The sequence below is a fragment of the Pseudomonas sp. SDO5522_S412 genome, assembly GCF_054071215.1.
On sequence record NZ_JBSVWQ010000256.1, the window covers coordinates 1 to 7,753 of the forward strand.

General features: G+C 62.8%; 8 protein-coding genes. 7 read left to right on the forward strand and 1 reads right to left on the reverse strand.

Annotation, left to right across the window (positions count from 1 at the left end):
• Window positions 1-62: 62 nt before the first annotated feature.
• The gene (locus ACW9I6_RS28640) at window positions 63-962 is read right to left on the reverse strand and encodes a LysR substrate-binding domain-containing protein (RefSeq protein WP_134326868.1); all 900 of its coding nucleotides are present in this window, start codon (window positions 960-962) and stop codon (window positions 63-65) included.
• A 172-nt stretch (window positions 963-1,134) separates the two neighbouring features.
• On the opposite strand from ACW9I6_RS28640, the gene ACW9I6_RS28645 reads away from it, so the two are divergent.
• From ACW9I6_RS28645 to ACW9I6_RS28675, 7 genes are all read left to right on the forward strand, one after another.
• Window positions 1,135-2,082 (forward strand): branched-chain amino acid ABC transporter permease, encoded by a 948-nt coding sequence (locus ACW9I6_RS28645; RefSeq protein ID WP_457340102.1) that lies wholly within the window; start codon window positions 1,135-1,137, stop codon window positions 2,080-2,082.
• Window positions 2,079-3,164, forward strand: coding sequence for an ABC transporter permease subunit (locus tag ACW9I6_RS28650; protein WP_087694203.1), 1,086 nt, complete (start codon window positions 2,079-2,081; stop codon window positions 3,162-3,164). Before ACW9I6_RS28645 ends, ACW9I6_RS28650 begins: the two co-directional genes overlap by 4 nt.
• Window positions 3,161-3,934 carry an ABC transporter ATP-binding protein gene (locus tag ACW9I6_RS28655; protein WP_457340103.1) on the forward strand — a complete coding sequence of 258 codons (774 nt, stop codon included), beginning with the start codon at window positions 3,161-3,163 and terminating at the stop codon, window positions 3,932-3,934. Before ACW9I6_RS28650 ends, ACW9I6_RS28655 begins: the two co-directional genes overlap by 4 nt.
• Window positions 3,927-4,643: an ABC transporter ATP-binding protein gene (locus tag ACW9I6_RS28660; protein WP_178902753.1), complete on the forward strand. Its 717-nt coding sequence runs from the start codon at window positions 3,927-3,929 to the stop codon at window positions 4,641-4,643. The genes ACW9I6_RS28655 and ACW9I6_RS28660 overlap by 8 nt, the downstream gene beginning before the upstream one ends.
• 66 nt (window positions 4,644-4,709) lie before the next feature.
• Window positions 4,710-5,849 (forward strand): branched-chain amino acid ABC transporter substrate-binding protein, encoded by a 1,140-nt coding sequence (locus ACW9I6_RS28665; RefSeq protein WP_008436936.1) that lies wholly within the window; start codon window positions 4,710-4,712, stop codon window positions 5,847-5,849.
• Window positions 5,850-5,963: 114 nt separating this feature from the next.
• Window positions 5,964-6,455 carry an L-2-amino-thiazoline-4-carboxylic acid hydrolase gene (locus ACW9I6_RS28670; protein ID WP_003207973.1) on the forward strand — a complete coding sequence of 164 codons (492 nt, stop codon included), beginning with the start codon at window positions 5,964-5,966 and terminating at the stop codon, window positions 6,453-6,455.
• Window positions 6,452-7,687, forward strand: coding sequence for a Zn-dependent hydrolase (locus tag ACW9I6_RS28675; RefSeq protein ID WP_134326867.1), 1,236 nt, complete (start codon window positions 6,452-6,454; stop codon window positions 7,685-7,687). Before ACW9I6_RS28670 ends, ACW9I6_RS28675 begins: the two co-directional genes overlap by 4 nt.
• The last annotated feature ends 66 nt before the right edge of the window (window positions 7,688-7,753 follow it).

Consider the following 7,753-nt stretch of genomic DNA (forward strand, 5'->3'; position numbering starts at 1 on the left):
TGTGCTGGCTGAACCACCGCATTCGCGAGCAAGCCCGCTCCCACCTTGGATCTGCGGTGTTTTCAATTCCCCGCAAGGTTGTTCTTGATCCAGTCGTACAAGTGATTCCCCTCGCTCGACAACTCGCTGTTGGCCCGCCGGCACAGGTAGTACTGGCGGCCATCATCGACCTGTAGATCAAACAGCTTCACCAACTCCCCATTTGCCACATGCGGCGCAACCAGTGGCGCGCGCAGCAGTGAGCAGCCCAATCCGGTCAGCGTGGCCGTCAGCGCCAACTGACCATCCTCCAGCAGCAAACCATTCAACGCGGTCCCGTGATGCACGTCGGCGGCCTGGAACCATTGGCTCCAGGTGCCGCGCTCTTCGTCGTGCAACAGCGGTAATTCACTCAGCGCCTCAGGTGTGTCGATCGGCCCGTGTTGCTCCAGGAATGCGCGGCTGCAATACGGCGTCACCGCCCCGGAAATCAGCGGCTCGCTGTGGTACCCCGGCCAGTGCCCGGTGCCGAAGCGGATCGATAAATCGGCAGCGTCGCTGGGGTAGCTGCGGTGGTTGGCGTAGGTGACGTTGATGTCCAGCGCCGGATGGTCCTTGAGGAACTGTGCCAGGCGCGGGATGAACAGGTTGATGCCGAACAGCGGGATCAGGCTGATGGTGACCTGGCGTGTGGCGCTTTTTTCCCGCACGTGTTCGGTGGCGCTGCGCAGTACGGCGAAGGCCGAGCGAATTGCGCGGTAGTACTCGCGGCCTTCTTCGGTGAGCACCAGGTTGCGGCCCTGGCGCAAGGTCAGCGCTTGCTGCAGAAAGCTTTCCAGCAGGTGCAGTTGATGGCTGACGGCGGAGGGCGACACGTCCAGCTCGCGGGCAGCGGAATTCACTCCGCCATGGCGGGCAAACGCTTCGAAGGTGCGCACGGCACGCAACGGCGGGTCATTGGCTAACTGTTCTAAATTATTCATGTATTGAATTAAATACTAAGTGAGATGGCAAGTAAAGAGCCATAAATGCCGTATTTATGGCGTTTATAGCGCTTTTTGCGTTTGGCATAACCATATGAATTTCTGATATTTGATAAAAACAGAATAGATGCTTAGTGTGCCGCCCTCGTCAGTAGTGAGGTCGATGGTTTCCATGGATGCGTTTATCCAGCAACTGCTCAATGGTTTGATGACGGGCAGTCTCTACGCGCTAGTGGCCTTGGGTTACACCATGGTCTACGGCATTTTGCGGATCATCAATTTTGCCCACGGCGATGTGTTGATGATTGGCGCTTTGGTGGGCCTCTCGGTGATTCGCCTGTTGCAGGTGACATGGCCGGCGATGCCGCCGGTGCTGGTGCTGCTGGCAGCCACTGTGATTGCCATGGCGTTCTGCGCGGTACTCGCGGTGCTGATTGAACGGGTCGCTTATCGGCGCCTGCGCAATGCGCCGCGCCTGGCGCCATTGATCAGCGGCATCGGGGTGTCGTTGTTGCTGCAAACCGTCGCCATGTTGGTGTGGACGCGTAACCCGCAGATGTTCCCGCAACTGCTGCCGCTGGAACCGATTGAAGTGCTCGCGGGCGCTTCGGCGCATCCGGCGATCACCGACGCTACCGCCCTGACCACCATTGCCGTCGCACTGTCGGTAATGGTCGCGCTGCTGGTGCTGGTGGAACGCACACGCTTTGGTCGGGCCATGCGCGCCGTGGCCGAGAACCCGCAGGTGGCGAGCCTGATGGGCATCAACCCGAATCGCATCATCGTGCTGACCTTTGCCATTGGCGGCGCCCTGGCGGCATTGGCCGGAATCATGATGGCGAGCAACTACGGCAGCGCGCATTTCTACATGGGTTTCCTGCCGGGCATCAAGGCGTTCACCGCGGCCGTATTGGGCGGCATCGGCAACCTCAAGGGCGCGATGCTTGGCGGCCTGCTGCTGGGGTTGATCGAGGCCCTGGGTACCGGCTACCTGGGCGCTGCCACCCAGGGTGTGTTCGGCAGCAATTACCAGGATGTGTTTGCCTTTATCGTGTTGATCGCGGTGCTGGTGTTTCGTCCTTCGGGGCTGTTGGGCGAACGACTGGCGACCCGCGCATGAGTGTCCTGAATACCTCCCGCCAGCGCGCCAGCTTTGGCCTTGTGTTGTTCGCCGTGGCGCTGGTGCTGGCGCCGTGGATTGTCGGGCATGCCGGCGGCAATACCTGGGTGCGCACCCTCGATTTCGCCTTGCTGTACATCATGCTGGCCCTGGGCCTGAACATCGTCGTGGGTTACGCCGGGCTGCTGGACATGGGTTTTATCGCGTTCTACGCAGTGGGCGCGTACCTCGCCGCATTGCTGTCCTCGCCGCATCTGTTGCAGCAATTCCCGGCGCTGATGGCGCTGCTGCCGGCGGGCATGCACACCTCGATCTGGTTGATCCTGCCCTTGGCCGCGTTGCTGGCAGCGGGCTTTGGCGTGTTGTTGGGCGCACCGACCTTGCGCCTGCGCGGCGATTACCTGGCCATCGTGACCCTGGGCTTTGGTGAAATCATCCGCATCCTGCTGCGCAATCTGGATCGCCCGGTGAACATCACCAACGGGCCCAAAGGTATTTCCCAGGTCGACCCGGTCAACCTGCTGGGGATCAACCTCGGGCGCACCCAGGAGCTGTTCGGCCTGCGCCTGCCTTCGGTCTATCTGTACTACTACCTGTTCGCCGCGCTGGTGGTGCTGATCCTGTTTGCCTGCATTCGCCTGGAGCGTTCGCGCATCGGGCGGGCCTGGGTGGCGATTCGTGAAGATGAGGAAGCGGCCCAGGCCATGGGCGTCAACACCCTGCGCTTGAAGCTGTTGGCGTTCGCCATCGGTGCCGGGTTTGGCGGCGTGAGCGGGGCGTTGTTTGCCTCGTTCCAGGGCTTTGTCTCGCCGGAGTCCTTCACTCTCAATGAGTCTATCGCGGTGCTGGCGATGGTGGTGCTCGGCGGCATGGGCCATATCCCCGGGGTGATTCTCGGCTGCGTATTGCTGGCGGCGTTGCCCGAAGCCTTGCGCGCGAGCATGGGCCCGTTGCAGCAGGCGCTGTTTGGCCAGGTGCTGGTGGACCCGGAAATCATTCGTCAGTTGTTCTATGGGCTCGCGCTGATCCTGGCGATGCTCTATCGACCGGCAGGCCTGTGGCCAAAAGGAGTGGCACGATGAATCAGCCGCTGTTGCAGATTGACCAGGTGAACAAGCGCTTCGGCGGCGTGGCGGCGCTCACCGACGTGAGCCTGAGCATCCAGCCTGGGGAGATCTATGGCTTGATCGGCCCCAATGGCGCCGGTAAAACCACCTTCTTCAACGTGATGACCGGCCTGTATACCCCGGATTCCGGGCGCTTCCAGCTCGACGGCGAGGACTACAAGCCGGCCAGCGTGCACCAGGTGACCCAGGCCGGCATCGCCCGGACCTTCCAGAATATCCGCCTGTTCAACACCATGAGCGCGTTGGAAAACGTCATGGTCGGCCGCCATGTGCGCACCCGCAATGGCGTGTGGGCCGCCTTGAGTCGCCATCGTCGAGCCCGGGAAGAAGAAGCGCAAACCCGCGCCCATGCCCATCGCCTGTTGGCGTATGTCGGGCTGGCGGGGTTCGCCAATTACCGCGCCGACAGCCTGTCCTACGGCCACCAACGCCGCCTGGAAATCGCCCGGGCCCTGGCCACTGAACCACGTTTGCTGGCCCTCGACGAGCCGGCCGCCGGGATGAACGCTGCCGAGAAAGTGCAACTGCGCGGCCTGCTGGAAAAGATCCGCGACGACGGCCACACGCTGCTGCTGATCGAGCATGACGTGAAGCTGGTGATGGGGGTGTGCGACCGCATCAGCGTGCTCGATTACGGCCAGGTGATCGCCGTGGGCGCGCCCGCCGAAGTGCGCCGCGACCCGGCCGTGATCCAGGCCTATCTGGGAGCCAGCGCCCATGTCTGAACCTTTATTGAAAGTCGACGGCTTGCAGGTGCGCTACGGCGCCATCGAAGCGGTCAAGTCCCTGGATTTACACATCGGCGAAGGCGAGCGAGTGACCTTGATCGGCGCCAACGGTGCCGGCAAGACCTCCAGCCTCAAGGCCCTGACCGGATTGCTGCCGGCAGCGGCGGGGCAGATTCACTTCGCCGGGCGTTCGATCCTCGGCCAGGCGCCGGACCAATTGCTGCGCCAGGGCATTGCGATGGTACCGGAAGGGCGCGGGATCTTTGCGCGCATGAGCGTCCTGGAAAACCTCCAGGCCGGGGCCTTCCTGCGTCGTGACACCGAGCAGGTGAACCGCGAGATCCGCCAGTTGTTCGAGCACTTCCCGCGTCTGGAGGAGCGCCTGCAGCAGTCCGCCGGCCTGCTCTCCGGTGGCGAGCAACAGATGCTCGCGCTGGCCCGGGCGCTGCTCTCCAAGCCGCGCTTGCTGGTGCTGGACGAGCCGTCCATGGGCCTGGCGCCGATCATGGTGGAGAAGATCTTCCAGGTGATCGACGACGTGTGCCGCCAGGGCATGACCCTGCTGCTGGTAGAGCAGAACGCCCGGCTCGCGCTGCAGGTCACCGACCGTGCCTATGTGATGGACACCGGGCGCATCAACCTCACTGGCCCGTCCCATGAATTGCTCGACCACCCCGAGGTGCGCAGTGCCTACCTCGGTGAATGAATTAACCCTGACGCTACCGGACGCCCGGCGTGTTCCGACCAGCCCGTAAAGAAACAGGAACCACTGATGAAGACTTTCAAGCACACCCTAGTGATCGGCCTGGCCCTGAGCAGCCTGGCGAGTGCCATGGCCCAGGCCGACCAGACCGTATTGATCGGCCTGGCCGGGCCGTTGACCGGCCCGTCGGCGCGGATCGGCAAGGACCTGGAAAACGGCGCGCAACTGGCCATCGACGCGGCCAACGCCAAGCACCCGAAAATCAACGGTGAGGCGGTGACCTTCAAGCTGCTGTCCGAGGACGACCAGTCCGACCCGCGCACCGCCGTCACCGTGGCCCAGCGCCTGGTGGACGAAGGCGTGGTGGGCGTGGTCGGCCACTGGAACACCGGCACCAGCATTCCGGCGGCGCGGGTTTATCACGATGCAGGTATCGCGCAAGTCGCCCCGGTTGCTACCGGGCACGCGTATACCCAGCAGGGCTTCGACACCAGCTTCCGGATCATGGGCCATGACGACGATGGCGGCCAGGTGGCCGGCGACTATGCTTTGAACACCCTCAAGGCCCGGCGCATTGCGGTGATCGACGACCGCACCGCATTCGGCCAGGGCCTGGCGGACCAGTTCGTCAAATCCATCGAGGCCGGTGGCGCCAAGGTGGTGTCTCGTGAATACGTCGACGACAAGACCATCGATTTCAGCGCAGTGCTGACCAATATCCGAAGCCAGAACCCGGACCTGATTTTCTTTGGTGGCGTCGATTCCCAGGCCGCGCCTTTGGCCAGGCGTATCAAGCAACTGGGCATCAAGGCACCTCTGATGGGGGCCGGTGGGTTTGTCAGCCAGACCTTCCTGCAACTGGCGCAGAACGAAGGCGAGGGCGTGATTGCCCTGGAGCCGGGCCTGGCGGTGGCACAGATGCCGGGTGGCAAGGCGTTCGAGCAGGCTTACAAGGATCGCTACAAGGCGCCGATCGAACTGCACGCGCCGTTTGCCTATGACGGTGTCGGGGTGTTGGTGGCGGCGATCGAGAAGGCCGACTCGGTGGACCCGCAAAAGTACCTGCCGGTGCTGCGTGCCATCAGCTATCAGGGCGTGACCGGGACCATTGCGTTTGATACCGAGGGCAATTTGAAGAAGCCGTCGTTCACCGTGTATGAGGTCAAAAGTAATCAGTGGCAGCCAGTCAGTGTGGCGGGCGGCAAGTAACAACCCACCCCTGTAGGAGCGAGCTTGCTCGCGAAAAATGTACAGTCAACGCAGCGATGCGCCTGGAATATCTTCGCGAGCAAGCTCGCTCCTACAGGTTTACGGAGGCACACAATGAGCAAGCTGGAAGGTGAACTGGGCATCCTGGCCCGGCGGCGGATCGAAGCCGAAATCATCAAGCCGATCTACGAGATCCTGGTGCGCGAGCAGGGCAAGGCCTTTGCGGCGGCGGTGATCGGCGAGGCGGTGGGCAATGCAGCGATTCAGGCCGGCAAGCACTTTGCCGAACTGGAAGAGCAGGGCGCCGACCTCAAGAGCTTCGTCGAGTTGCAAGTGCTCTGGGAAAAGGACGATGCGCTGAAGGTCGAGATCATCGCCAGCGACGCCGAGCACTACGACTATGACGTGAAGCGCTGCCGCTATGCCGAGATGTACCACGAGATGGGCCTGGGCGAGATCGGTCACCTGCTGTCCTGCAACCGCGACGAACTGTTTATCGTCGGCTACAACCCGGACATCAAGCTGACCCGCACCCAGACCATCATGGGCGGTGCCCATCACTGTGACTTCCGCTACCGGGCCAAACCCCAGGAGCCGCGTTCATGAACGACTTGGCGCGGGTCAATGGCGAGCGCCTGTGGGGCTCGCTGATGGAAATGGCGCAGATCGGCGGCACCGAAAAGGGCGGGGTCTCGCGCCTGGCCCTCACGGATGAGGACCGCCGTGGTCGCGACCTGTTTGTGCAATGGTGCGAGGCGGCCGGTTGCAGCATTCGGGTGGATGCCATGGGCAATATCTTTGCCCGTCGCGCCGGGCGCCAGGATCACCTGGCCCCGGTGTTGACCGGTTCCCATGGCGATTCCCAGCCGGCGGGCGGCAAGTACGACGGTATCTACGGCGTGCTGGCCGGGCTGGAGGTGGTGCGCACCTTGAATGACCTGGGGATTGAAACCGAGCGGCCAATCGAAGTGGTGAACTGGACCAACGAAGAAGGCTCGCGGTTTGCGCCGGCGATGATTTCCTCGGGGGTGTATGCCGGGGTGTTTGACCTGGAGTACGGCCTGTCCCGGGAAGACAAGGCCGGGATCACCATCGGCCAGGCATTGCAGCAGATTGGCTATGCCGGTGCGCATCCGGTGGGTGGCCAGGCGGTGCATGCGGCGTTTGAGCTGCATATCGAACAGGGGCCAATTCTTGAGGCACAGGGCCTGACCATCGGTGTGGTCACCGGCGCCCAGGGCCAGCGCTGGTATGAAGTGGAACTGAGCGGGCGCAGCGCTCATGCCGGGACGACGCCGATGGATCACCGGCTCGATGCATTGCTCGGATTTGCCCGGGTGGTGGAGGCGGTCAATCAGATTGGCCTGGAGCAGGGCGCCGAAGGGCGGGCGACGGTGGGCATGGCGAACATCTTCCCCAATTCACGCAACGTGGTGCCGGGGCGGGTGTTTTTCAGTGTGGAGTTTCGGCATCCGGATGAAGCGGTGCTGGGGTATCAGGATCGGCAGTTGCAGGCGGCGGTGGCGCGGATCGCCGAGGGGATTGGTTTGCAGCACAGCGTGAAGCAGATTTTCCAGTACGCGCCGATTGCCTTCGACCCTGAGTGTGTGGAGGTGGTGCGGGCTTCGGCGCAAGCGTTGGGGTATAGCCATCGCGACATGATTTCCGGGGCCGGGCATGATGCCTGCTACCTGAACCGGGTGGCGCCGACGGCGATGATTTTTGTGCCGTGTGTGGATGGGTTGAGCCATAACGAGGCGGAGGAGATTCATCCGCAGTGGTCGACGGCGGGGGCGGATGTGTTGTTGCAGGCGGTGTTGGCCAAGGCGCAACGCTAACGGGATCAACGCGGGACAAAATGTGGGAGCGGGCTTGCTCGCGAATGCGGTGGGTCAGTCAATACA